This is a genomic window from Selenomonas sp. oral taxon 149 str. 67H29BP (genome assembly GCF_000146365.1).
GTDB lineage: Bacteria > Bacillota > Negativicutes > Selenomonadales > Selenomonadaceae > Centipeda > Centipeda felix.
The window spans coordinates 1,048,586-1,074,426 of sequence record NZ_GL397087.1; the positions used below are offsets into that span (position 1 = coordinate 1,048,586).

Consider the following 25,841-nt stretch of genomic DNA (forward strand, 5'->3'; position numbering starts at 1 on the left):
CCCAGGCGACCATATTCACAGCGGACTATGGCACGACGTTTATTTTTGTGTTAAAATAGAAGTGTTTTGAGTAATGTAGGAGAGTGACATGAACGAACGGTACGGGTGGATTGGTGCGGCACTTTGTCGTGCGTTCGTCCTCGTCTGTGCCGCCGTGCTCGTGCTCACTGCGACTGCAGCACTGCTCACGCGTGCGGGGATGCCCTTTGCGGGCGCATATACGGGCGGCGTGCTCGCAGCTGCGGTCGGGACGCTCATCGTCTCACGCAATAGTGCACCGCGCGTTCTCCTCCCCTCCCCTGCCATCACGGCATGGCTGGTCTACGAGGAGATCATCGCACGCGGCATTGCATGGCAGGATGTACTCATTGTCTCTGCCGTCACATCACTCATTGGTGTACTGCTGATGCGCGCCGCATCCATGGGGCGCATGATCGACGCACTCCCGCCCGTGATTCGCACGGGCCTCCTGCTGTCACTCGCGCTCGGGATGCTGACGCAGGCGGCGCAGGCGGCACGCATTCTCCTGCCGTCGCCGTGGGCACTCACGATGGGCGGTATGCTCTCCGACCCGCTGACGTACTTCACGCTCGTCGGCGTTCTCCTCATACTCCTGCTCTATGTGCGGCAAAAAGAGCTGGCTCTGCCCATCGGTATTGGCATCGTTCTGCTGCTCACATGGGCGGAGGGGTTCTGGGAAATCCCTGCTGCGCCGTTTTTGCAGCCAGAACTTGCTCTGCCGCTCATGGCAGGAGGACAGGACACACTCAATGTTCCCGCCGCCATCGGGCTCGGCATAACACTCCTCATCGCACTCACGGTGGAGAGTGCTGCTGTTCTCTCGGCAGAGGGAGAGCGCCCCCCCGCCAAACCCGACGTGCCGCTCGCACGGCTCTTTGCCATCAGCGGCATCGGCAGTCTCCTCGGCGCATTCCCGCTCAGTATCGCTCCGATCTCTGCGGCACTGCCCGCTGCGGAGGAGCGGCGCATCGGCGGCATCCCGGCCACAGCAATGGGGACGGCTCTGCTGCTTTTCCTGCTGCTCCCCTGTGCGCCGCTGCTCGCGGCACTGGCGGAGTTTCCCGCCGCACCGGCGCTTGCTCTTGCCATGCTGGGGCTCATCCTTCTGCAGCGTGCGCTCGTGCAGCTGCAGAGCGCAAAACGTCTCACGCTATGCGATGCCGCCGTCCTCGCCGTCTTCGTCCTCGCGTCCTACGACCTGCGGACGGGGCTGACGCTTGCCCTCTTGACATGGGTGCTGCTCATGGCAGCGGGCGGGGCACATCATGCCATACACCGCAGCACGATCGTGCTGACGGTCATTCTTATTCTGTCGCAGCTCTTTCCATGGCTGCCGTAAAGGCACGCAGAGGCTCTCCGCGTGCCCGCAATATGGGAGGTACATTTTCTTGCGTAAGGATATTCTTCTGCGCGGCTCACTCGCCGCAGCCCTTGGTCTTTTCATTCTGACAGCAAACAGCGCCGACGCACGCCGCGTCTATGACCCAAATACGGCGACAAAGGTGCACACGGAGCGCGGCACGGACACGTCGACGGACGATTTCCGCGCACGGATCAGCAATCTCATGCGACAAGCAGAGGAGGCAGAGGAAGCAGAACAACATCCGCCCCTCAGCGTCCCCAAGACGCTCTCAGAGTACGATACGGCGATCATCGGAACACCGCTCGCGAGCCAGCAGCAGTGCGTGGACTATCTCCTCAGCGTGAATCCCTATCCCGCCATCTCGGTCTCACCGAAGGAGCTCGTCTCCTACTACTATGAGGAGGGGGAGCGCGAGGGCATCCGCCCCGATGTCGCATTCGCACAGGCACTCAAGGAAACGGGCTTTTTCCGCTACGGCGGTACGGTCACGCCCGACCAGAACAATTACTGCGGACTGGGAACGACGAGCTCGGAGGTCAAGGGCGCGTATTTTGCCACCTCGCAGCTCGGTGTCCGCGCCCACATTCAGCATCTGCTCGCCTACGCCTCCACGCGTCAGCCGGCATTCCCCGTCGTTGACCCGCGCTACAGCCTCGTGCGCAGCGTCTACGGCACGAGTACGCTCGGCAACTGGCAGGATCTGAACGGCCGCTGGGCTGTCCCCGGCGACTCGTACGGTCAGAGCATTCTCTCGATGTTCCGCGCCATCCTTCGCAAATAGAAAAGGAGTACGGATAGATGATTACCGTCAACAATCTCAGCCTGCAGTTCGGCAAGCGTGTCCTCTACAAGGATGTCAATCTGAAGTTCACCCCCGGGAATTGCTACGGCATCATCGGCGCGAACGGCGCGGGGAAATCGACCTTCCTCAAGCTGCTCTCAGGCGACATCGAGCCGACGAGTGGCATCGTGGAGATCACGCCCGGGGAGCGTCTCGCCGTCCTGCAGCAGGATCACTATGCCTACGACGAGGTCGAGGTCTTGCGTACGGTCATCATGGGACACGCGCGTCTCGTGGAGATCATGGACGAAAAGGATGCACTTTACGAGAAGCCCGATTTCTCCGACGAGGACGGGATGCGCGCCTCGGAGCTCGAGGCAGAGTTCGCCGTGCTCGACGGCTGGAACGCAGAGACGGAGGCGGCACAGCTGCTGAACGGTCTCGGCGTCTCGGACGACAAGCATCATCTCAAGATGAACGAACTCACCCCATCGGAAAAGGTACGCGTCCTGCTCGCACAGGCACTCTTCGGCTCGCCCGACATTCTCCTGCTCGATGAGCCGACAAACCACCTCGACGTTGCCTCGATCAACTGGCTCGAGAACTTCCTCGCGGACTTCCCGAACACGGTCATCGTCGTCTCGCATGACCGCCACTTCCTCAATCAGGTCTGCACCTACATCTGCGACGTGGACTTTGGCAAGATCTCGCTCTACGCCGGTAACTATGACTTCTGGTATCAGTCCAGTCAGCTTGCGCTCCAGATGGCAAAGGATGCGAACAAGAAGAAGGAAGAGAAGATCAAGGAACTCCAGACCTTCATCCAACGCTTTGCCGCAAATGCCGCAAAGTCCCGTCAGGCGACCTCGCGCAAGAAGCTGCTTGAGCGCATCACACTCGACGACATCAAGCCGTCGGCACGCCGCTATCCGTACATTGCCTTTACCCCCGACCGCGAGGCGGGCGATCAGCTGCTCACCGTCGAGGGGCTTTCCAAAGAGCTGGACGGCCGTCAGCTGCTAAAAAATGTCAGCTTCACCCTCAAGAAGGGTGACAAGGTCGCCTTCGTCGGGCCAAACGGCGCGGCAAAGACAATGCTGTTTAAGATCCTCATGGGCGAGGAGGAAGCGGACGAGGGCACGTTCAAATGGGGCGTCACAACGACGCAGACCTACCTTCCCTCAGATAACTCTGACTACTTTGACGGCGTAAAGCTCAACCTCGTGGACTGGCTGCGCCAGTACTCCAAGGATCCGGACGAGACATTCGTGCGTGGCTTCCTCGGACGGATGCTCTTCTCGGGTGAGGAGAGCCAGAAGCGTGCCGAGGTGCTCTCGGGCGGCGAGCGCGTCCGCTGCATGCTCTCGCGCATGATGCTCTCGGGCGCGAATGTGCTCATCTTCGACGAGCCGACCGACCATCTCGACCTCGAGTCGATCACCGCCCTCAACAACGGTCTGATCTCCTTCTCGGGCACGATTCTCTTTGCCTCGCGCGACCATGAGTTCACGCAGACGGTCGCGAACCGCATCATCGAGATCACGCCCGTCGGCGTCGTGGACCGCATCTCGACCTACGACGAGTACTTGAGCAACGAGACGGTAAAGCAGCAGCTCGCGGAGAAGTACAAAGCGGCAAAGTAAGTGACGAGATGCTGGATCATGCGGGCATGATCGTCAGGTATATGAACCCATACGGGGGGAGGTGAGATGATGCTCGGCGCACTGCTGCAAGGCACCGAAAACAAAAACGCCGCACTGCGGCTGCGTGAAATGGTAACGGTACTGCGCCGTCACGACATCGTCCACGGCCTTACACCGGAGAAATTGCGCGCCATCTTCGAGGATCTCGGCCCCACATTTGTCAAGTTTGGCCAGATCATGAGCATGCGCCCTGACTTTCTGCCGACGGAGTACTGCGATGAGCTGATGAAGCTCCAGACGGCAGCACGTCCTCTTGCCTTCCCCATCATCCTCTCCATCGTCGAGCAGGAGTACAATCGCGACTGGAACAAGGTCTTTCGCACGATCGACAGCACGCCGCTCGGCTCTGCCAGCATCGCGCAGGCACACCGCGCCACACTCGCCTCGGGCGAGGAGGTCGTCATCAAGGTGCAGCGTCCCGGCATCCACGAGATCATGCGTACTGACCTCACGCTCATGAAGCGTGCCGCCACTCTCATCCGTCTCATCAGCAGCGACGATGTCGTAGACTTTCGCACGCTGATGGACGAGATGTGGAATATCGCCAAGCAGGAGATGGACTTTCTCATCGAGGCGAGCCATATCGAGGAATTTACGCATCTCAACCGCGATAATCCCTTCGTCTCATGCCCGCGCGTCCTGCGCGATCTCTCAACGCAGCACATCCTCGTCATGGAGTATATTGACGGCATCCCGCTCGACCAGACGGATGCTCTCCACGCCGCAGGAGTCAACGTCACTCAGGTCGGGCGGCGGCTCGGCGAGAACTACGCCAAACAGATCATCGAGGATGGATTTTTCCACGGAGATCCGCATCCCGGCAACATCCGCATCCGCAACGGCAACATCGTCTGGCTCGACCTCGGCATGATGGGGCGTCTCAGCAACCGTGACCGCACGGCTCTGCGGCGCGCGATCATGGCACTCGCCACGCACGATACCTTCGAGATGAAGGCAGCCATCCTCGCCCTCGGGATCGTCAAGGGACGCATCGACCACGCGCAGCTTTATCAGGACATCGATGTCATGATGGAGCAGTACGGCTCGCTCGACTTTACCGACGTACACATGGGCGTTCTGACGAATCAGATTCTCGGCATCCTGCGGATGCATCACATCGGCTGTCCGAGCGGACTTGCTATGTTTGCACGCGGTGTCATGACCGTTGAGATTGTCATGCGCCGCTGCGCGCCTGAGGTCAGCTTCCTTGAGATCTTTGCGCGCAGCCTTTCCCTTGGGATCGTGCAGGGCATGACGTGGCGCGAGGGGCTCTCAAAGGCACGGCAGGAGGGCATCATGCTCCTGCGCAAATCCGTGCAGATCCCGGAGCAGCTCGCCGACCTCCTCAAGATGACCATGGGTGGGCAGACGAAGCTCAACATCGACCTCACGGGGTCAGAGGAGCCTGTACAGCGTCTCGATAAGATGATCAACAAACTCATCATCTCGCTCCTCTGTGCGGCACTCCTCATCGCATCGAGCACGATCTGCACCACGAATATGCAGCCGCAGATCGGCGGCATCCCCCTCCTCGGCATTCTCGGCTATCTCATCGCATTCATCCTGAGCCTGCGGCTCATCTGGGACATTCACAAGGGAGTGTAGAGCTATGCGCGGCATACGCGGCGCCATTACCGTTGGGCGCAACGAAAAGGAAGAAATCTGGCAGGCGGCGCAGGAACTCGTCACGGAGATTCTGCGCACGAACAATATCACCCCCGCTGACATCGGTGCTGCCATCTTCAGCGTCACCGAGGATCTCACGGCGGCATTCCCCACGGCGGGCGTGCGCCGCATCCGAGGATTCGACCTCGTTCCCCTCTTTGACGCGCGCCAGTGCGCCATCGAGGGCAGCCTCCCACGCTGCATCCGCGTCCTTCTCCTCGTCAACACGGATCTGCCGCAGAGCGACATCCATCATATCTATCTGCGTGCAGCGGCAGAGCTGCGGCCGGATTTGGAGAGTTAGGCAGATCATTTGATCCGAGGTAATGCGCATGGATATGGAACAAAAGAAACGTCGATACCTTGAGAAAATCAAACAGCTTCGGTTGAGGGATGACACGTTCTTTAACACCTGCTTTGATGGAAATATCCCCTGCATGGAGGTCGTACTCCGTGCTATCATGGGAAATGATCGTCTACGCGTGACAGAAGTTATTACCCAGCAGAGTGTGCCAAATCTCTATGGACGTGCCGTACGATTCGACGCACTTGCGACCGATGGCGAGACCATTTACGATGTGGAGATACAACGCAGCGACGAGGGGGCAATTCCACGTCGAGCGAGGTTCAACAGCAGCATGATTGATTCGCGTGAGGTCAGCAAGGGAACACTCTTCCCCGATCTGCCGGAAACCTACGTCATCTTTATCACCGAACATGACGTATGGAAACGTAGCAAACCGCTCTACAAGGTGCGTCGAACCTTCGAAGATACTGAGGAGATATTCGACGACGGTGCTCATATTCTCTATGTCAATGGAGAATGCCGGAGTGAAAGCTTGCTGGGGCGTCTCATGCATGACTTCTTTTGCAGTGATCCAAATGATATGTACAGCGATGTACTCGCCGAGCGCGTACGCTTTTTCAAAGAAGACGAAAAGGGGGTTGCAGCTATGTGTAAGATAATGGAAGAAATACGAAAAGACGGAGAAGTTCAGGGGGCAGAAACGGAGCGCCTAAAGAACATCAAAAGTCTCATTCAGCGAATGGGGGTTACTGCCGAGGTCGCAATGGATGCACTAAATATTGCAAAGGACGATCAACCAAAGTATCTGGCCCTCCTCTAATGAGGAAGTCTGCGTCATTTGTTGCATACACATATTTTATGCCAGGAGCCGGTGTTTGAAGACACTGGCTTCTGTACTTTTTGCACAAAATTGAGGCTGCTGCACGTTTGTTTCGTGCAACAGCCTCTTTTTATAAACCACACAACAACATCAGCATATCTCGACGAGATCGATGCCGAACATGACGGCAAGGTCGTGGATCTGCTCCTCCGTAATGCGGAAGGAAAGTACGGTGTGATGTCCGCCGCCCGCCTTGATCCACGCAATCGAGCCCTTTTTCAGCCCGACCTTCGGTGTCCAGAGCTGCTTCGCCACGGGCAGATGCGGGGTTTCCGCCTCTGCCTTGCGGCAGTCCACGGGGTAGCTGATAAGACGGAAGCCGTCACGGAAATCCGCAATCGTCACGTTGATGCCCTCGCCATCCGATCCGGTGAATACGAGCCGTGCGGGATCGTCCTTGCCGCCGATGTCGAGTGGGTGTACCTCGACACGCGGCTTGTCACTCGCAATCGTCGGATCGACCTCGAGCATATGCGCGCCGAGGATTGCCTCATGCCCCCTGCGCAGGTCGAGCGTATAGTCCTCCATAAATACCGTACGGTCGTTGTGCGCCATAATCTTGAGAAGGCGCGAAAGTGCCGCGTGCTTCCAGTCTCCCTCCGCACCGAACCCATACCCATCCTTCATAAGCAGCTGAACAGCGAGTCCCGGCAGCTGCTTCAGTCCCTTCAGATCTTGGAAATTCGTACAGAATGCGTTGTAACCCTTGTCCTCGAGGAATGCCTTCAGACCGAGGTAACAGCGCAGCTGATAGCGGACGGATTCCTCAAACTTCTCAGCTGTATTGTTTTGAGGCGCGAGCGTATAGTCTTCCTTCAGTTTTGCATACGCTGCATCAATCGCCGTTTCATCGATCGCATCGATGACCTCGACCAGCTCGCCGATCGGCCAATAGTCCACCGTCCAGCCAAGACGGATCTGCGCCTCCACCTTGTCCCCCTCCGTAACGGCGACATCGCGCATTGTGTCACCGAAGCGGCAGACGCGAATGTGGAAGCTCTCGTTGTAGGCAACCGCAACATCCTGCCAGTCCGCAATCTCCTTCTGCACGTCGACATCGCCCCACCAACCATAGACGATCTTGTTGTCGATGCCGAGGCGCGCATTCAGATACCCATACTCACGGTCGCCATGCGCACTCTGGTTCAGATTCATGTAGTCGAAGTCAATCGTCGCATACGGAATCTCGTTGAGATACTGCGTCGCGAGATGGAGGAGCGGCTTCTGCAGCAGAACCGTGCCGCGAATCCAGTTCTTTGCCGGCGAGAACGTGTGCATCCACGTAATGACACCCGCAACCTCATCGTGATAGTTCACGTCCTTCATAAACTGCGTGATGCCGTCCGGCGTCGTCATAACCCCCTTGCAGACAACCTTGTACGGCAGCTTTCCGCTCGCGTTGAGCTTGTCGACGACATCCTGCGCATTGCGTGCCACGTTTGCAAGCTGCTCCTCACCATAGAGGAACTGACTGCCCGCAACAAACCAAAACTCATAATTCTTTACCTGCAGCATGATATTCTCTCCTTTTCCTGTATCCGCCTGCGATCAGGCTTTCTGCCCATAGTATGCGTTTGCGCCGTGCTTCCTGAGATAGTGCTTATCCAAGAGATACTGCGGGACGCGCGTATCCGCGTGCGTGAGCATCATCGCATGATAGTTCATCTCGGCAACGAGATCGAGCACCTTTGCATTCTCGACCGCCTTCTTCGTTGTCGCCCCCCATGTAAAAGGGCCGTGCTGCTTGACGAGCACTGCGGGCACCGCCACGGGATCGATTCCACGTTCACGGAAGGTACGAACAATAATCCACCCCGTGTTCTCCTCATACCCGCTCTCGATCTCCTCACGCGTCAGCGCCTCTGTCACGGGTATCGTGCCGTAGAAATTATCCGCGTGGGTCGTCCCCATCGCATCGATCTCCACCCCCGCCTGCGCAAAGGAGACCGCCCACGATGAATGCGTATGAACAACGGCATTGATTCCCGAAAACTCCCGATAGAGCACCATATGTGTAAGTGTGTCGCTCGATGGGTTCATCGCGCCCTCGACGACCTTGCCGTCCAGATCAACGACGACCATATCCTCGGGACGGAGCCTCTCATATTCCACGCCCGAAGGCTTGATAACGAAAAGCCCCTTGTCACGATCCAGTCCCGAAACATTCCCCCATGTAAATGTGACGATGCTGAGCTTCGGCAGCATCATATTCGCCTCGTAGACCTCCTGCTTGAGTTCTTCCAGCATGAAATGTCCCCCCCCTTATTCGTCCGTCAAAACGCCTGCCGCCTGCTCGACAGAGAGTGCCATCTTGTAGCGTGCGATAAATTTCTCACAGCCCTCTGCCCCCGACGGTTCAGGCATCAGCGTTGTGCTCTCAGACCGCCGGAACACCTGCTCATCAAGAAAATCCGCGAGTGACAGCTTCTCCTCACGAAGAGCGAAGGACGCAAGAACAGCCATACCCCACGCACCGCCCTCGCTCGCCGTATTCATCAGCGTGATCGGCATATTGAGTGCATTCGCCAAAACCTGCTGGGCGATGATCGGCGTCTTGAAGAGTCCGCCGTGCGCGATCATGACCTCTGTACGGATGCCCTCCTCACGCACGAGGATGTCCATTCCAATCTTCAGCGGGGCAAATGCCGAATAGAGCTGAGCAAGCATGAAATTCGGCAGATTCATGCGGCTGTGCGGCGTCCGCAGAAAGAGCGGGCGTCCACGCTCCACCGCCGTAATGTTCTCACCGGAAAGGCAGTTGTAAGTCACGAGTCCCCCCGCATCCGGCTCTGCCTTCGCCGTGTGGACAAAAAGCAGATGGTAGAGCTGATCCGGTGTCACCTGCTGTCCGAGATACTGAGCGAAATCGCGGAATAGTCCAATCCATGCGTTGATGTCTGACGAACAGTTATTCGTGTGTACCATCGCAACGGGAGCCCCTTCGGGCGTTGTCACAATGTCAATGTCGCGATGTACATTCTGCAAGGGTTCTTCCAGCACGTTCATCGAGAATGCAGACGTCCCAACCGAGATATTGCCCGTCCGCTTGCGCACGGCATTCGTGCTCACCATTCCCGTTTCGGCATCCCCCTCCGGTGGTGCCATCAGCGCTCCTGCCGAGAGCCTGCCGCTCGGATCGAGAAGGTTGGCGCCTTCGTTTGTGAGATGTCCTGCCGCTTCTCCTGCACGCAGGACACGCGGCAGGATTCCCTCAATGTTCCACGGACACGCCTTGACCTCGGGAAGGTCAGAGAATATGGCGAGCATATCCGCATCATACGTCCCCGTTTCCTCATCGACGGGAAACATCCCCGAGGCGTCGCCGATGCCGAGCACCTGCTCGCCCGAGAGCCGCCAGTGCACATAGCCTGCGAGCGTCGTGATAAAGTTGATCTTCTCTGTATGTTCCTCCCCGTTCAGGAGTGCCTGATAGAGGTGGGCAAGGCTCCAACGCTGCGGGATGTTGAACTGCAGCTTTTCCGTGAGGATGTCCGCCGCCGCGCCCGTCATATTGTTCCGCCATGTACGGAACTCTGCAAGCTGCTTCCCATCCCCATCAAACGGAAGATAGCCGTGCATCATCGCGCTGATCCCGATCGCGCCAATCTTCGTGAGCGGCACATGATAGCGCGTCTGCACATCGGCAGCAAGCTGCGCGTAACAGGTCTGCACGCCCGTCCAGACCGTGGCAAGCGCGTACGTCCAGATCCCGTCCTTCAGCTCGTTTTCCCACGTATAGCTGCCGGAGGCAATCGTCTCAAAGTCCGTGTTGATGAGGACTGCCTTGATTCGCGTTGAGCCAAGCTCGATGCCCAAGATACTCGCACCGCTCTCGATCGCAGCAGCATTCTGTTTGAAATCCATATCCGAAACCTCCTCATCGGCATGGTTTCCGACGGCATAATGCAGCCGAACCCCTCTTTACTCCAATTATGTGCTCGAGCACATCTTATGTATAAGCTATCATATTTCATATTTTTTGTCAATCATAAACACATATCTTTTACAAATTATGTGCTCGTGCCATTTATGATATACTCCCTATAAAAAGACAGTCCATGTCTGCCCCCCAACAGACAAGGACTGCCAACAGTTTTACTTGCGATACAGCCAAACGAGCATCTCGTTCTCGCCGCGATTGCCCCAGCAGTAGTAAGGAATGAGGCGCAGCGACAGAGCCTTCATCATCTCCGGCTGATACCTGCGATAGAGCGTGCTCATCTCATCCATCACGCGTTCGCCCGCCGTCTCAAGTACACCGACGCCGCCGAGGGCATCCTTGACGAAGCGATAGGAGATAGGTGCCTCAGGGTTGACACGCAGACGCTGCAGCTCCGCCCCGTTATCGACGCTCTCCGCGCGGTAGACCAGAGACCCGCGCATGACGGCGGCAAGACTCTTGTCCTCGAGGAAATACTGGCAGTAGAGGATGGTGGTCTGACGGATCGTCAGGCCGATCCAGACTGGCTCACGCGAGAGGTTCGGCAGGATCGAGGTAATGGCAGTCTGTATACCTGTGTAGAACACACCTGCGAGGATGTACGTGCCAGCGGCGTAGGCGATCTTTGCCGTGCCGCTCAGATCGGGTGTCGAGTAGAGCAGATAAGATCCGATAATACAGTAGAGAAGATTCCCGCACCCGTCTGTCAGCGAGTAGCTGAGACGGCTGCGCAGCGAACTCTGCTACACTTCCTTTTGTTCTTCCCGAACGTCCTCCTTTGTTGTTCTTCTAAATGTGCTCGAACAAATATATAGCCTTTCTCTTTTGCAACAAAAGACCTCCCGACTCCGGTGGATACCGGTAACGGGAGGCTCTAGAAAAGTCATTTGTCTGCGAGTATTTGATAGATATGCCCCGCTTCGACCGCCAGCGCTTTGTACGTTTCGGCGCTGATGAGCTGATCTTCCGCGTGCAGGATGAGCAGGCTGACATGATCCAGCGTGCCGCCCGCCTCCATCTGCAGAAGCTGGACGTGCATGGCATGGGCGACAGCGTATTGCTCATCGCCGCGTGCGAGGAGATCGGCAGCGGCACCCATTTCCTGAGCCCGCGCCGCCTGCATGGATTTTAGATAGCAGATACGTGCTTCATTTGTGGAAGATACCATACGCACGCACAGCTCCTCCAGTGCTTTTTGATTTGCCATAACGCTCTCCTCAGCTGTTTTTCTTGTTCTTGAAATAGAGATCAATGGCGACCGCCGCAAGCAGGACCAAGCCCTTGACGACGCGCTGGATATCGACCGACCATCCGAGCAGCGACATACCGTTGTTCAAAACGCCCATGATGAGCGCACCAACGACTGCACCAGTGACAGTTCCAGCACCGCCCGCGACTGCCGTTCCACCGATGTAGCAGGCAGCAATGGCATCCAGCTCGAACATATCGCCCGCCTTCGGTGTAGCGGACGCATTGCGCGCCGTGAGAATGAGACCCGCAAGACCTGCAAGCAGCCCCATGTTCACATAGATCCAGAACATGACACGGTCAACCTTGATGCCGGAGAGGGCGGCAGCCTTCTTGTTGCCGCCGACGGCGTAAATCTGCCGTCCGGGCACGGTGCGCTGCGTGATGAAGGTGTAGAGAATGACAAGCAGGAGAACGACCAGAAGAACCATCGGAAGCCCCATATACATGGAGAGCTTTACCGTGAAGAAATTGACGATAGCGACGGAAAGAATAACCTTGAATGCACTGGTGGCGATTGACGGAACGATGAAGCCGTTCTTCGCCTTGTTGCGGCGGGAGCGGATCTCCATAAGGACGAGAAAGACAGAGAGCGCAATGCCCGCAACGAGCGCAAGAAGTTCGATCTTCGTGCCGCCGATTGTCGTAAAGATTTGCGGCAGGTAGCCTGCGCCAATCTGTGTGAACTCAGGCGGCATCGGTCCCTTGGTTTGACCGTTCAGAACAACGAGGGCAAGCCCGCGAAATACGAGCATGTTCGCAAGTGATACAATGAATGGTGAAACCCCTAGAAGTGATATAAATATGCCTTGCCAGACGCCGACAAGCAGACCGATCGCGAGTGCGGCAAGAAACGCCAGAGGAATTGCCACTTGGTAATCCACGACTAAGATTGCTGCGATTGCCCCCGCAAAGGCGACGACAGAACCTACTGAAAGATCGACATTGCCCGTAAGGCAGCAAAGCAACATGCCGAGTGCCAGAACAATGACGTAGGAGTTCTGCATGATGAGGTTGTTGACGTTCATCGGCGAGATGTTCTTGAAGTCCGTCAGGAAGGCAAATATCGCATAGATGACGACAAGCGCGATAATCATGCCGTACTGTTTCAGGTTTTTGATGTGTTCCTTCATCTCCCGCTCATCGGAGATTTTTGCTTTTGCAGCGTCTGTCCCCATGTCAGGCACGCCCCCTTTTTGCTGTATGATCCATAACGATTTTCATGATGGCCTCCTGTGACATTTCCTCTTTCTGCAGCTCGCCTGCAACCTCTCCTTCGTTCAGGACGTAAGTGCGGTCACAAAGACCGAGCAGCTCCGGCATTTCAGAGGAAATGACAATGATCGCCTTTCCGTTTTCCGCCAGCTGATTGATGATGGTGTAGATCTCGTACTTTGCACCGACGTCAATACCGCGCGTCGGCTCATCGAGAATGAGCACATCGGGGTCGGAAAGCATCCATTTTGCCAAGACGACCTTTTGCTGATTGCCGCCGGAGAGGGATTCCACCGGCTGCGTGATGGAGTTTGTCTTGATGTTGATCCGACTGCGGTAGTCCTCTGCCGCGCGGATCTCATCATCCTGCTTGAGCACGCTACGCTCCGAGAATCTGCTGCCGAGACTCGCGAGAGTCATGTTCCATTTGATGTCATTGATGAGAACAAGCCCATACGTCTTTCGGTCTTCCGGCACGTATGCGATCTTTTGGTCAATCGCACTCTGTACCGTCGGAATGGTGATCTCTTTTCCCTGCTTAAAGATTTTCCCCGAAGAATTGACTCCGTAAGAGTGCCCGAACAGGCTCATTGCCAACTCGGTGCGACCTGCGCCCATGAGTCCCGAGAATCCGACAACCTCACCTGCCCTGACGTTGAACGAGATATTTTTGAGGCGCTTGCGCGTCGGTTCGTTCTCGTCGTATACCGTCCAGTCCTTTACCTCCAGTACAGTATCACCGATCGTTGCATGCCGCTCGGGGTAAAGATTCGTCAGCTCGCGCCCGACCATGCCCTTGATGATGCGATTCTCGTCGATGGGGGCGTCCTGCTCACGCTGAATCGTCTCAATGGTCTTGCCGTCGCGAATAACGGTGATGTTGTCCGCAACGCGCGAGACTTCGTTGAGCTTGTGTGAAATCATAATGCACGTAATGCCCTTGCTCTTGAGCTTCAGCATGAGTTCGAGGAGTGTGTTGCTCTCCTCCTCATTGAGTGCGGAGGTCGGCTCATCGAGAATGAGCAGCTCCACATTCTTCGCGAGTGCCTTGGCAATCTCGATCATCTGCTGCTGTCCCATTCCGAGATCGCCGACAAGGCTGTTGACGTTGAGGTTCATGCCAATGCTCTTCAGGACTTCCATCGACTTTCGCTGTGTTTCATTCCAATCAATGACGCTACCGAAGCGTATGTTTTCGTTTCCGATAAAGATATTTTCTGCGATGGTGAGGAGAGGGATGAGCGCCAGCTCCTGATGGATGATGACAATGCCCTTCTTCTCACTCTCGCGAATATCTTTGAACTTGCACACCTCGCCTTTGTAGACAATGTCGCCGGAATAAGATCCGTAAGGATAGACGCCGGACAGGACATTCATCAGCGTGGACTTTCCCGCACCATTTTCGCCACAAAGCGCGTGAATCTCGCCCTTTTTCACAACGAGATTGACATCGCTGAGCGCCTTGACGCCGGAGAACTCCTTGACGATATGGCGCATTTCCAAAATGTTCTCTGCCATACAATGCTCCTGTTCTCACCCGATCACTTTGTGCTCGAGCACATATCGTAGGAAAGAAAGAACCGCTGCACCGCCGCTTTTTACAGCACGCCGTCATTCGTGAGGCACTCCCGCAAAGAGCGTGGAGGATGCAACGGTTCCAACCTTTTCGCTATATGTGTGATTTCAGAACCAGATGCCCGGAATCAAAGCCCGACATCCGATGCCTTGTAGTAGTCCGTGTCGATGAGTGCGCTCTTCACATTCGCCTTGTCGACAGCAACCGGCGTGCAGAGATACGAGGGCACAATCAGCTTGTGGTTGTCATAGGACTTGGTGTCGTTGATTTCCGGCTGCTTTCCTTCGAGAACTGCCTGAACCATCGTGACACACTTGTCGGCGAGGATGCGCGTATCCTTGAACACGGTCATGGTCTGCTTGCCCGAAAGGATGTTCTTCGTCGCCATGAGCTCTGCATCCTGTCCAGTGATGAGCGGCCAGTTCGTACCGACCTTGTAGCCTGCACCCTCGAGTGCAGCCGCAATGCCATAGCTGATGCCATCAAAGGGGGAGATGACAGCATCGAGTTTCTTTCCGTCCGTGTAGTATCCCGAAATGATATCTTCCATGCGCTTCTGCGCGGTTTCCTGCGACCAACGGAGCGTGCAGATCGTATCGAAGTCCGTCTGCCCCGACGGAACAACAAGCTGTCCCTTATCAATGTAGGGCTTCAGGACTTCAAACACGCCATCGTTGAGGAAGTGTGCGTTGTTGTCGTCCGGCGATCCCGCAAAGAACTCAACGTTGTAGGGCCCCTTCCCCTCCTTGAGCCCGAGTTTCTCCTCGACATACTTGCCGATGAGCGTGCCGACCGCCTTGTTGTCGAACGTCGCATAGTAGGAAACGCTGTCCGTATCCATAAGGAGGCGGTCGTAGGCAATGACAGGGACATTGTGTGCCTTCGCCTGTGCCAGCGCATTGACGAGTGCACTCGAGTCAATGGACGCAACGACGAGGCAGTTGGCGCCGTTGGTAATCATATTCTCGATCTGGGAAACCTGTGCCTGGACATCGTCCTCCGCATACTGCAGATCAACCTCGTAGCCGAGCGCCTCCAGTTTCTGCTTCATGTTGGCGCCATCCTGAATCCAGCGTTGGGATGACTGGGTCGGCATCGCAACGCCGACGCGCTTTCCGTTGGACGGTGCTTTCGTCCCGGAGTCTGCGGCATTGTCTCCGCCGCACCCTGCTGCCGCAATCATCATGAGACAGGCGGTCAGCAGCGCCAAGATTCTTTTGATGTTCTTCATGGAATAGTCCCTCCTAAATTGATATTGAACATGCTTGCAGGTTGCCCTGCGATATAAAGCGACACCAGCATCTTCTCTCCTATGGGCTGCTGTCGCCTCAATCTATGTAATTCTTTGCCATCTTTTTGGCTTGTTGTGTGGCCATAATGTGAAAAAGCAGACATATGGCAAGCCCCGCGTTGAAGTACATACTCTCCGGCCAGTAAAACGAGAGAAGCGCACAGGCGACGGTGAATGTCTGCACAATCTTCATCTGCTTCTCGTAGCCTTCTCTATCCTCATTTTCTGAAAGATCACGTACGAGGAAATACGCTCTCGACGAAAAGGCGAACAAGACAAGAATTAAGAGTCCCTGCTCAAGCCCTGCCTGTGTAAGCGCCGCAATCGAAACAGCAAGCATAGCCACAAGCACCACTTGCATTCCCTTCATCGTAGGCGTTCCTCCCTTGTTTCACTTTCGTCTTCCATATCTCCCGTTATGTGCTCGAGCACATCTTTGTTTATAAAATATCACCTAAATCCTGGTTTGTCAATAGTAAAATAATCTTTTTTTATCCATGAATAAATGTGCTCGAACAACCTTTTTGAGGTCTTTCTCGATAAATTGTTTGTAAAAAGTTAGAAAATCGGTATAATAGGTATGTAGAGAGGGGCAATATCATGATTACCATCAAACAGATTGCAGAGATTTGCGGTGTATCACGCGGTACCGTCGATCGTGTCATCAATGGGCGCGGCAAAGTCAAGGAGGAGAAGCGAGCTCTCATCCTCCAAACGATGGAGAAATTTGGCTATCAGCCGAATCCGGCGGCCCGCGCCCTCGTTTCCCAGAGACAGAGCCCCATCGTCGGTGTCATCATCTCTGCCAGTGAGATTCAGTTCTTTGCGCCCGTCATTCGCGCTCTACGCAAAGCGGCTTCCTACTACGAACGCTTTGGTCTCCGGGCGGAATGGCATCTTCTCACGGGGTACAATGCGGCTGAACAGTGCGCAGCCATTTCCGCCCTACAAGCAGAGGGCGCTGCGGCAATCATCATTAACCCCATGAGCGAGCCGGAGATCATACAGACACTTGAAGAGTGCATTCAGAGCGATATCTTTGTCATCGCACTCAACAACGACTTTGAAACCACGGCTCCCCACGTCTACGTCGGCAGTGACTATACGGCAGGCGGTGCAACGGCGGCGGCGCTCCTGCGCAAGCTCCGCACGGGTTCCATTCACGCGGGCGTAATCTACAGCGGTGTGCGAATGCTCGGTCACATGAACCGCATTGAGGGTTTCCGTGAGCGCCTTACGGCAGAGGAGGGCTGCACACTCTCCGCCATGGCGACGAGTTTTGATGACGACATAAAGGCGTATGAGAGCACCCTCGGGATGCTTGAGGAACATCCCGAGATCAATGCCTTCTTCATTGCCACCTCCGGCGGTGCGCACGGTGTCTGTCAGGCACTTGTCAAAAAGGGACGTGCCGAGGACATCACTGTCGTCACATTCGACACCATCCCCGCCATTCGCACGGCGATGCAGAGCGGCATCATTGACGCTTCTATCTATCAGCACCCACGCCGTCAGGGACAAGTCGCCATGCAGATCGCTTATGACCGTCTTATCAGCTGCATCGAGCCGACGCACAGCAAATATATGATGGCTAACGAGATTCGTATTCTCGAGAATCTATAGCGACGCTCTCTATTGCTGGCTTCTTGTCGAGTCATGAGTCATAAAAAGGGGACTGTTGCATGCCCGTTATTTTCTCTTCTCCCCCTTCCTCGTTACAACGAGGAAGAAAAAAAAAGACTGCTGTACGAAGTTTATCGCTTCGTACAACAGTCTTTTTCGCTATATCTCACTCAATCAATCCATCACCGCTTGCGCATCCACGCGGGAATGTCGATGATGTCCGTGCCGCCTGCACCGCTGTTCGGTTCAACGACGTTCATGCGGCTCTGCTGTCCGCCGGAGGGCGGAACGATCGCAGCGGCGGGACGCGCCTGTGCCTGCGGCTGTGCGGGACGCGCGGGCTCCTTTGGCGTACTCGATGCACTGCCGAGCCCCGGCATGCGGATCCAGTCCTCGGAGATGCCTGTCGTCGTCTCTTCCTGTGCCGCAGCGGTACCGGGTGCGCTCCCCGCGCTCGCGCCGAAGCCCGTCGCGACAACGGTGACGCGGACGCTGTCCTCCAAGCTGTCATCGACACCGATACCCCAGATGATGTTCGCCTGACGGCCGTTTGCCGCATTCGTAATCATGCTGTTGAGCCACTCAGATGCCTCGTTGACCTCGAACATGCTGAGGTTCTTCGATCCCGTAAAGTTGAGGATGACAGAGGTCGCGCCTTCGATGCTGGTCTCAAGGAGCGGCGACTCGATCGCCGCCTTTGCTGCCGCAACGGATGCACCCTCGCCGCGCGCCTCGCCGATGCCCATGATCGCAGCACCGCCGTTTGCCATGGTCGTATGCACGTCGGCAAAGTCGAGGTTGACGACGCCCTGATTCGTAATGAGGTCGGTGATGCCCTTGACGCCCTGCCAGAGGACGTTATCCACCTTGCTGAATGCCTCGGTGACGGGCGTGCTCTTGTCGATGATCTTCATCAGGCGGTCGTTCGGGATGGTGATGATGGTATCAACGTGCTGCTGCAGGTTCTCGATGCCCGAGTCTGCGTTGCGCGCACGCGTCATTCCCTCATAAGAGAAGGGACGCGTCACAACGGCGACGGTCAGTGCGCCGAGTTCACGCGCGCACTCCGCCACGACGGGAGCTGCGCCCGTTCCCGTGCCGCCGCCCATACCAGCCGTGATAAAGACCATATCCGCACCGCGCAGTGCCTCTAGTATCTGCTCGCGGCTTTCTGTCGCCGCCGCCTCGCCGATCTCCGGGCGCGCACCTGCACCGAGTCCGCGCGTACGCTTCTCGCCGATCTGGATACGGACAGCCGCCTTGGATTGGAGCAGTGCCTGCGAATCCGTATTGATCGCCACAAACTCAACGCCCTGCAGACCGGAGTCGATCATGTTGTTGACGGCGTTTCCGCCGCCGCCGCCGACGCCGATGACGATGATCTTTGCGAGCTCTTCAAAGTTATCATCCATTTCGAACACAGTCTCAGCCTCCATGTAGGATTTATCACAGAATCTATCAATAGACAGTATTTTTCCTCGTATATTTTACCATGAAATCCGCTACATTTCTATAGTGTAGAAAAAATTTTACAAACCGATGTGAATGCGCTCTGCGTTCAGGGATTGCGCAGCATGGACTTGTGTCCACCGCCGCGATAGTCGCGCAGGAGATAGCGGCGCAGCATGGCGAGGTTCTTGAACATACGGAAACCGAACGCAAGCAAGGCGACGTAGTACAGGTCGATGCCGAGGCGGTCGCCGATAAAGACGAGCGCCGCCGCGAGCAGGGTGTTCGAGAAGAATCCCGTCACAAAGACGCGCTTGTCGAACCGCTCGGAGACAACGGCGCGCAGCCCGCCGAAGGCGGCGTCGAGGGCGGCGACGAGGGCGACGGAGAAGATCTTCGAATACGCAACGGGAATGACGAGCGGGCTGCTGTAACCGATCACGAGCCCGAGGAGAACGCTGACGATGACGATGTAGATCATTTGCTTTCCTCCTCACGCTCTGTCGTCTCACGGGCATAGGACTGCCGTATACTGCCGCGATACGGCGGAATATAGACATCGTTGCTCGCCTTAATGTCGAGCTGGATGCCCCAGACACCGAGCGTCTCCGCCACGCCGCCGCGCATGCGCAGAGCATTTTCGAGAGACTTCTTATCGCCGATGGCGCGAATCTCAAACGGTGCGGACGAGCGCACGTTGTTCACGGAGAGGGTCGGCCCCGCACAGCGAATTTCGGATGTCCCCGTCAGGCGCTGTCCATTGATGGCGATGGCCTCTGCGCCTGCAGCGCGCAGCTCGTTGACGACACGCAGGAGGTCGTCGTCATGGATGACATAGAGATTCGGGTTCTCCCCCGCCTTGACGGGCTTCGTGCTGTCGTCCATGCGCACGACCACGCCCTCGCCCTCAAGTGGCACAAGTGCCGCGCGATAGCGCAGGAGATCCTTATCCTGCTGATTGTCCGTACTCACCGCCGCCGTCTGCATTTTGTGCAGTTCCTCACTCAGCTCGTCGCGCTCGTGCTCGGTCTGGAGCAGGCGGTCGGAGATCTCCTCGATGCGCTGCTGAGAGAGGCTCCCCTTCGCGTCCTGTGCCGTACGAAACTGTACGGCGACCATAAATCCAATCAATACACAGACGAGGGCGATGAGCCACCCGCCGCGCCGGAATTGTTCCATTTATTTTCCCTCTGCTGTTTTGTCTGCCAGCTTGATGAACGGCGCATCATAGCTGAAATCCACATACTCAACGGTATGCCGTGTGGTTTTCTGGTCGCGCAGAAAGTCCTGTGTCAGTGCCGCCTTGTCCGGGATCCCCGTCAGCTGCCCGAGGCGGATGGGGAGCGCCGTCTTGGTATAGGCGACGACGGCGTCCGGATTTCTGAGGCTGACCTCCGAGATCTCGCCGATGTCTGCGGGGTCGATGCGCGCGAGGAAGCTGATCGCCTGTGCGACCTGCGGGTCGTTGTTGTCGTCGCCGATGTAGAGGTCGCGCAGCTTGACACCTGTGATGATTGGGATGTCCGCGCCCTTGAGCGAGCGATAGCTCGCAATCACCTTGCCCTGTCGGTCAAAGTCGAGATAGCCGTAGTCACAGGCGACCGTCGCGACGGGAATGCGCTCGACGATGTCCATCTCGATCTTGTGCGGCAGCTGGCGGCGGACGACGGCGGACTCGATGCGCAGGTCGCGCAGGAGGTTTGTCGTCATCTCGTCGGTCTTTAGCTCAAAGAGCCGCTGCCCGTAGTGGATCCGTGCGATCTCACAGAGTTCATTCTCATCGAGATGCACGTTTCCATGGACGACGAGCTGCTGAAAGGTGAAGAGCGGCGAGTACACGAGGACGGCAATGATGCCGCTCGCACACAGGAGGTAGAACGCCCCGCGCAGGATGCGACGAGAGCTCATCGCCGATACCCCGCCAACGCGAGGATCCTTTCGCACAGCTCGGGGAACTCGATGCCGAGCGCACGCGCCGCATCCGGGACAAGCGAGGTCTCTGTCATGCCCGGTACGGCGTTCAGCTCAATGACGTAGGGACGATTCTCTGCGCTCAGCAGGAGATCAACGCGCGCGAGACCGCTGCAGCCACAGGCGGCGTACGCACGGCGTGCCAGTTGCTCGACTTCGCTGCGGCACGCATCGGAGAGCGGTGCCGGGACGATATGTGTCGATGCCCCCGGGGTATACTTACTGTCGTAGTCATAGCGTCCCGAAACAGACCGGATCTCGATGACGGGCATGACCTCTGCCGCGGCTGGAGTACCCCAGACAGCGACGGTCAGCTCTCGCCCCTCGATGAACTCCTCGATGAGCACCTCATCCCCGTAGGAGAACGCCGCATCGAGCGCTGGCGAGAGCTCCTCGTCCCGCGTGACGATGTAGACGCCGATGCTCGACCCCTGCTCCGGTGCCTTGACGACGAGCGGCAGGGAGAATGCAGTCCGTATCTCACGCGGCGTATCCGCCGTGCGCTCGCTCGCATAGAAGCTCATGCAGCGCGGCGTCGGGATGTCCTCGGCGGCCAGTACGCGCTTTGCCATGATTTTATCCATGGTCAGCGCAGCGGCGCGCACACCAGAGCCCGTATACGGAATGCCGAGCATGTCGAGCGTGCCCTGCAGGATGCCGTCCTCGCCATATTTCCCATGGAGGGCGTTGAACACAATCGCAGGATGGAGTGCCTGAATCTCCTCGGCAAAGGTTGCGGGGTTCAGCTCCATGCCGACGGCGGGATAGCCCTTGGCGCAGAGTGCCCGCAGGATGGCAGCACCCGAGCGGCGCGAGACCTCTGCCTCGGAGGAGGGACCGCCCATGACGACGACGATCGGATACGCATCCGACTCCGCGATACCTGCCGTCCCCGCTGTTCCTGCGCGCAGCTGCGCGACGAGTGTCTCACCGACCTCGAGGATGTTGCCCGCCCCCATCGTGATGACGAGGTCGCCCGCACGCACCTGCTGGGCGAGATAGCGTTCGAGATCCGCACGGTCCGGCAGGTAGACAACGTCCTGTCCCGTCTGACGCACGACTTCCTCCATCACGGTCTCACCGCTGATGCCCGGAATCGGTGTCTCTCCCGCCGCATAGACATCCGTGATCAGAAGCAGGTCGGCATCCGCAAAGCATTTTCCAAACTCCGCGCGCAGGAGCTGTGTCCGCGAGTAGCGATGCGGCTGAAAGACGCAGATGAGCCGCTCGGGGTTCGTCTGCCGTGCTGCCGCAAGGGTGACGGCGATCTCCGTCGGATGATGCGCATAGTCGTCCACGACCCAGACGCCGCGCTCCTTTCCCTTCGTCTGGAAGCGACGCTTCGCACCGTGGAACTGGGCGAGTGCGTCACAAATCGCAGGGAACTCCACACCCGCGAGGCGCGCAACGGCGATACAGGCGAGCGCGTTGAGGACGTTGTGGCGCCCCGGAATATTGAGCAGCACGCGCCCCATCTCCGTCCCGCGCTCATGAACGCTAAACGAGATCACAGAGCCGCGCGTCTCGATGTTCGATGCGCGGTAATCCGCCTCATGGTCGATGGCGTAGGAAACGACCTTATGCGCTGTCTCGCGTGCGATATTGCGCAGGATTTCGTTTTCAAAGCAGAGCACTGCCGTCCCGTCCGTATCCACCTGCTCGATGAACTGACGGAATGCCGCGATGATCTTCTCCATCGTTCCGTAGTGATCCATGTGGTCGTCCTCGACGTTGGTCACCACAGCGATATGCGGGCGCAGCTTGAGGAAGGAGCCGTCGCTCTCGTCCGCCTCCGAGACGAGGTAGCGGCTCGTGCCGAGCTTCGCATTCGTCCCGAGGTCGGGCACCTCACCGCCGACGATGATGGTCGGCGATACGCCGACGCGGTCAAGAGTCACGCCGATCATCGAGGTCGTCGTCGTCTTGCCGTGCGAGCCCGCGACAGCGATGCCGTCGTACTCGTTGACGAGTGCCGCGTTGATGTCCGAACGATGGAGCTTTGGGATGCGCAGATCCCACGCCGCAATCACCTCGGGGTTATCGTACGGGATCGCCGTGGAGACGACGATGGCATCTGCGCCGCGCACGTGCTCCGCATGCTGACCATCCGTCCACACATGCGCACCAAGACGGGCAAGCTCGCCGATGAGCGGAGAGTTGCCCGTGTCCGAGCCGGATACCGTGTAGCCGAGCTGGAGGAGGATCTTGGCCAAGGGGCTCATCCCCGCCCCGCCGATTCCGACAAAATGAATCTTCTGAATCCCCTTCAATTCCTTGAGCAACGTATTCACCCTTCTCTTTTTCCGATACGCAGCGCGAGTGCTGCAATTTCCTCTGCTGCCTCGGGTTTTCCGAGGCGTTTCATCGCCGCCGCCATCGCATCCCTGCGCGCGTCGTCTGCCAGCAGGCGGTCAAGTGCCGCTGCAAGCACCGTGCCGTCGAGGCTGCGGTTGAGGATCACCTCAGCTGCGCCCGCCGCCTCCATGGCGCGTGCATTCTTCTCCTGATGATTCTCCGCCGCATACGGATACGGGATGAGGATCGCGGGCACCCCCCGTGCCGCAAGTTCCGCCAGCCCTGTCGCCCCCGCGCGAAAGACGGCAACATCCGCCATCGCCATCGCCTGCGGCATATTGTAGAGATACGGCACAACGCGCAGATGCGGATACTGCGATACATCGACACCCGCATCGCGGATGCGCGTGCACGTGTCCTCGTACTCCTCCGCGCCCGTGACGTGGAGGTACTGCACCTCTGTCTGCTGCGCCGCGAGGCAGATTACCTCGACCATGGCACGGTTGATCGTACGTGCCCCACGGCTGCCGCCCGAGACGAGCACCGTCTTTTTCGACGGATCAAAGTCAAACGCCGCCGCACCCTCCGCCCGCGTTGCTGTGAGCACCTCGGGACGGATGGGGTTGCCCGTGACGTAGGTCTTTTCCGCGGGAAAGACGCGCCGCGCATCCTCCATCCCGACGGCGATCGCCGTCGCAAAACGGGAGAGGATACGGTTCGTCACCCCCGCCACGGCGTTCTGCTCCTGCACGAGCGTCGGGACGCCCGCGAGACTCGCCGCGAGGAGAATCGGCCCCGCAACGTAGCCGCCCGTCCCGATGGCGATATCGGGATGAAAGCCATGCACGATGCCGCGCGCCCGCGCAACGGCACGCACAGCACGCCATGCCCGCAGTACATTCTCGAACGAGAGATGCCGCTCGAAGCCCGCGAGATCGACGGCGATGAAGTTCAGCCCCTCGCGCGGCACGATGTCCGCCTCCAATCCGTGCGGCGTACCGACGTAGAGGATGCGTGCCGCCGGCTCACGCCGCTGGATCGCGCGGATAATCGTGAGTGCAGGGTAGATGTGACCGCCCGTGCCGCCGCCCGATACGATGATGTTCATAGTTCGTTCACAAGCCTCTTGAAATCGCGCCCGCGCTCCTCGTAGCCGCCATACATATCAAAGCTCGCACAGGCAGGCGAGAGGAGGACGATCTGCCCCTCCACTGCGAGCTCGCGCGCCAAATGCACGGCCTTTTCCATGTGGTAGCCGACGCGGTGGATCTGTTCCTCCGGAATGCCCGCATCCCGTGCCGCCGCCGCAAACCGCTCTGCCGCATCACCGACGAGGATCAGCTCATCGACGCGCGCGTGCACAAGCTCCATAAACTCCCCCAGATCGGTCAGCTTGTCGTCGCCGCCCGCGATGAGGATGATGTGTCCGTCGAACGCCTCAAGTGCCTTGATCGCGGAGTCCGTATTCGTCGCCTTCGAGTCGTTGTAGTAGCTGACCCCCGCGAGTGCGCGCACAAACTCGATGCGGTGCTCAACGCCCTTGAAGGCGCGCAGAACGGGGCGCATTTCCGCGGGCGTCACTCCGGCAAAGAGCGCCATCGCCGACGCCGCGAGTACGTTTTCCACGTTATGCGCACCGGGGATGCCCAGTTCATCGGCGGGAATCAGGACGTGCTCCGCACCGTCCCAGCGAATGACGATCATGCCGTCCGCACGGACGCACGCCCCCTCCGCCAGTTCCTCCCTGCGGCTGAACAGGCAGACGCGCCCCGCCGCGCGCTCTGCCATGCCGCGCGTGTGCGGATCATCGGCGTTCAGTACGAGATAGTCCTCCGCCGTCTGCGCGGCGAAGAGCTTTTCCTTCATCGCCTGATAGACCTCCATCGAGCCATGGCGCACGATGTGATCCGGCGTGATGTTCAGCTCCGCGACAATGTGTGCATGAAAATGCGTGGTCGCTTCCATCTGATAGCTTGAGATCTCAGCGGCAATCGCTCCCTCGGCTGGCGTCTCCCGTGCCACGTCGATGAGTGGAACGCCGATGTTGCCGCCCACGCCGACCACAGGAAAATGCGCGTGCAGAAGCTCGCCGAGCAGGGTCGTCGTCGTCGTCTTGCCGTTCGTCCCCGTGATGGCGCAGATCGGCGCACGGGCGATCTCGCCCGCCAGCTCCACCTCGGTCGTGACGCGGATGCCGCGCGCGCGTGCCGCCTGTACGAGGGGGATGCGCTCGGGCACGGCAGGGGAAAGGACGAGGAGATCCACCCCGCCGAGCAGTTCTTCCCTTTGTGCACCAAAGACGCAGGTGATGCCCTGCGCCCTTAAATCCTCAATATGCTGCTGGGTGAGCGGATCGCGTTCGGCGTCCGTCTCGTCCTTTGCGTCCGAGAGCACCACCCGTGCGCCCTGAGCCGCCAGATACTTTGCCGCCGCAAATCCACTGATACCCGCGCCGATGACGAGTGCCGACTGATTATGATAGGACAATTCCCGATATCTCCCTTGGTAAATCA

At 57.9% G+C, this 25,841-nt stretch carries 23 protein-coding genes; 7 read left to right on the top strand and 16 right to left on the bottom strand.

The annotated features are described in order from the left end of the window. Positions 1–88: 88 nt before the first annotated feature. The 6 genes from HMPREF9166_RS04930 to HMPREF9166_RS04955 all read left to right on the top strand — a co-directional run bounded on the left by HMPREF9166_RS04930 (position 89) and on the right by HMPREF9166_RS04955 (position 6,660). Positions 89–1,360, top strand: a complete 1,272-nt coding sequence (locus HMPREF9166_RS04930) for a hypothetical protein (protein ID WP_009442957.1) — start codon at positions 89–91, stop codon at positions 1,358–1,360. A gap of 49 nt (positions 1,361–1,409) precedes the next feature. Continuing rightward, positions 1,410–2,165, top strand: coding sequence for a glucosaminidase domain-containing protein (locus HMPREF9166_RS04935; RefSeq protein WP_009442958.1), 756 nt, complete (start codon positions 1,410–1,412; stop codon positions 2,163–2,165). A 17-nt stretch (positions 2,166–2,182) separates the two neighbouring features. Then, positions 2,183–3,808 (top strand): ABC-F family ATP-binding cassette domain-containing protein, encoded by a 1,626-nt coding sequence (locus HMPREF9166_RS04940; protein WP_009442960.1) that lies wholly within the window; start codon positions 2,183–2,185, stop codon positions 3,806–3,808. Between the two features lie 69 nt (positions 3,809–3,877). Then, positions 3,878–5,473, top strand: coding sequence for an AarF/ABC1/UbiB kinase family protein (locus tag HMPREF9166_RS04945; protein ID WP_039981046.1), 1,596 nt, complete (start codon positions 3,878–3,880; stop codon positions 5,471–5,473). A gap of 4 nt (positions 5,474–5,477) precedes the next feature. Further along, positions 5,478–5,837, top strand: a complete 360-nt coding sequence (gene aroH / locus HMPREF9166_RS04950) for a chorismate mutase (RefSeq protein ID WP_009442963.1) — start codon at positions 5,478–5,480, stop codon at positions 5,835–5,837. 22 nt (positions 5,838–5,859) lie between these two features. Continuing rightward, a complete protein-coding gene (locus tag HMPREF9166_RS04955; RefSeq protein ID WP_009442964.1) occupies positions 5,860–6,660 on the top strand; it encodes a PD-(D/E)XK nuclease family transposase in 801 nt (266 codons plus the stop codon). A gap of 150 nt (positions 6,661–6,810) precedes the next feature. On the opposite strand, the gene araA is transcribed toward HMPREF9166_RS04955, so the two are convergent. The 9 genes from araA to HMPREF9166_RS05000 all read right to left on the bottom strand — a co-directional run bounded on the left by araA (position 6,811) and on the right by HMPREF9166_RS05000 (position 16,360). Next, complete coding sequence (gene araA / locus HMPREF9166_RS04960; protein WP_009442965.1) at positions 6,811–8,235, bottom strand: L-arabinose isomerase; 1,425 nt, start codon at positions 8,233–8,235, stop codon at positions 6,811–6,813. 33 nt (positions 8,236–8,268) lie between these two features. Next, positions 8,269–8,967 (bottom strand): L-ribulose-5-phosphate 4-epimerase, encoded by a 699-nt coding sequence (locus HMPREF9166_RS04965; protein ID WP_009442966.1) that lies wholly within the window; start codon positions 8,965–8,967, stop codon positions 8,269–8,271. 15 nt (positions 8,968–8,982) lie between these two features. After that, positions 8,983–10,584 (bottom strand): xylulokinase, encoded by a 1,602-nt coding sequence (locus tag HMPREF9166_RS04970; protein WP_009442967.1) that lies wholly within the window; start codon positions 10,582–10,584, stop codon positions 8,983–8,985. Between the two features lie 231 nt (positions 10,585–10,815). Continuing rightward, a complete protein-coding gene (locus HMPREF9166_RS12905; RefSeq protein ID WP_009442968.1) occupies positions 10,816–11,247 on the bottom strand; it encodes a hypothetical protein in 432 nt (143 codons plus the stop codon). A gap of 296 nt (positions 11,248–11,543) precedes the next feature. Further along, on the bottom strand, positions 11,544–11,867 hold the full coding sequence (locus tag HMPREF9166_RS04980; protein WP_009442969.1) for a PTS lactose/cellobiose transporter subunit IIA: 324 nt from the start codon (positions 11,865–11,867) through the stop codon (positions 11,544–11,546). A gap of 10 nt (positions 11,868–11,877) precedes the next feature. Next, complete coding sequence (gene mmsB, locus HMPREF9166_RS04985) at positions 11,878–13,086, bottom strand: multiple monosaccharide ABC transporter permease (protein ID WP_009442970.1); 1,209 nt, start codon at positions 13,084–13,086, stop codon at positions 11,878–11,880. Between the two features lies 1 nt (position 13,087). Then, complete coding sequence (locus HMPREF9166_RS04990) at positions 13,088–14,641, bottom strand: ATP-binding cassette domain-containing protein (RefSeq protein WP_009442971.1); 1,554 nt, start codon at positions 14,639–14,641, stop codon at positions 13,088–13,090. A gap of 185 nt (positions 14,642–14,826) precedes the next feature. Continuing rightward, positions 14,827–15,930, bottom strand: coding sequence for a multiple monosaccharide ABC transporter substrate-binding protein (chvE, locus tag HMPREF9166_RS04995; protein WP_009442972.1), 1,104 nt, complete (start codon positions 15,928–15,930; stop codon positions 14,827–14,829). A 97-nt stretch (positions 15,931–16,027) separates the two neighbouring features. Then, on the bottom strand, positions 16,028–16,360 hold the full coding sequence (locus HMPREF9166_RS05000; protein ID WP_009442973.1) for a hypothetical protein: 333 nt from the start codon (positions 16,358–16,360) through the stop codon (positions 16,028–16,030). Between the two features lie 230 nt (positions 16,361–16,590). Between HMPREF9166_RS05000 and HMPREF9166_RS05005 the strand changes: the two genes are divergently transcribed. Next, the gene (locus HMPREF9166_RS05005; RefSeq protein ID WP_009442974.1) at positions 16,591–17,613 is read left to right on the top strand and encodes a LacI family DNA-binding transcriptional regulator; all 1,023 of its coding nucleotides are present in this window, start codon (positions 16,591–16,593) and stop codon (positions 17,611–17,613) included. A 182-nt stretch (positions 17,614–17,795) separates the two neighbouring features. Here the strand turns inward: HMPREF9166_RS05005 and ftsZ are convergent, their stop codons facing one another. The 7 genes from ftsZ to murD form a co-directional block, all read right to left on the bottom strand. Then, positions 17,796–19,049 (bottom strand): cell division protein FtsZ, encoded by a 1,254-nt coding sequence (ftsZ, locus tag HMPREF9166_RS05010; RefSeq protein ID WP_009442975.1) that lies wholly within the window; start codon positions 19,047–19,049, stop codon positions 17,796–17,798. A 122-nt stretch (positions 19,050–19,171) separates the two neighbouring features. Beyond that, positions 19,172–19,543 carry a small basic family protein gene (locus HMPREF9166_RS05015; RefSeq protein WP_009442976.1) on the bottom strand — a complete coding sequence of 124 codons (372 nt, stop codon included), beginning with the start codon at positions 19,541–19,543 and terminating at the stop codon, positions 19,172–19,174. After that, complete coding sequence (locus tag HMPREF9166_RS05020; RefSeq protein ID WP_009442977.1) at positions 19,540–20,241, bottom strand: DUF881 domain-containing protein; 702 nt, start codon at positions 20,239–20,241, stop codon at positions 19,540–19,542. Before HMPREF9166_RS05020 ends, HMPREF9166_RS05015 begins: the two co-directional genes overlap by 4 nt. Beyond that, positions 20,242–20,970: a cell division protein FtsQ/DivIB gene (locus tag HMPREF9166_RS05025; RefSeq protein WP_009442978.1), complete on the bottom strand. Its 729-nt coding sequence runs from the start codon at positions 20,968–20,970 to the stop codon at positions 20,242–20,244. Next, positions 20,967–23,315, bottom strand: a complete 2,349-nt coding sequence (gene murC, locus HMPREF9166_RS05030; protein ID WP_039981052.1) for a UDP-N-acetylmuramate--L-alanine ligase — start codon at positions 23,313–23,315, stop codon at positions 20,967–20,969. The genes HMPREF9166_RS05025 and murC overlap by 4 nt, the downstream gene beginning before the upstream one ends. A gap of 5 nt (positions 23,316–23,320) precedes the next feature. After that, a complete protein-coding gene (gene murG, locus HMPREF9166_RS05035; RefSeq protein ID WP_009442980.1) occupies positions 23,321–24,436 on the bottom strand; it encodes an undecaprenyldiphospho-muramoylpentapeptide beta-N-acetylglucosaminyltransferase in 1,116 nt (371 codons plus the stop codon). Further along, positions 24,433–25,815, bottom strand: coding sequence for a UDP-N-acetylmuramoyl-L-alanine--D-glutamate ligase (murD, locus tag HMPREF9166_RS05040; RefSeq protein ID WP_039981054.1), 1,383 nt, complete (start codon positions 25,813–25,815; stop codon positions 24,433–24,435). The genes murG and murD overlap by 4 nt, the downstream gene beginning before the upstream one ends. Positions 25,816–25,841: the final 26 nt, after the last annotated feature.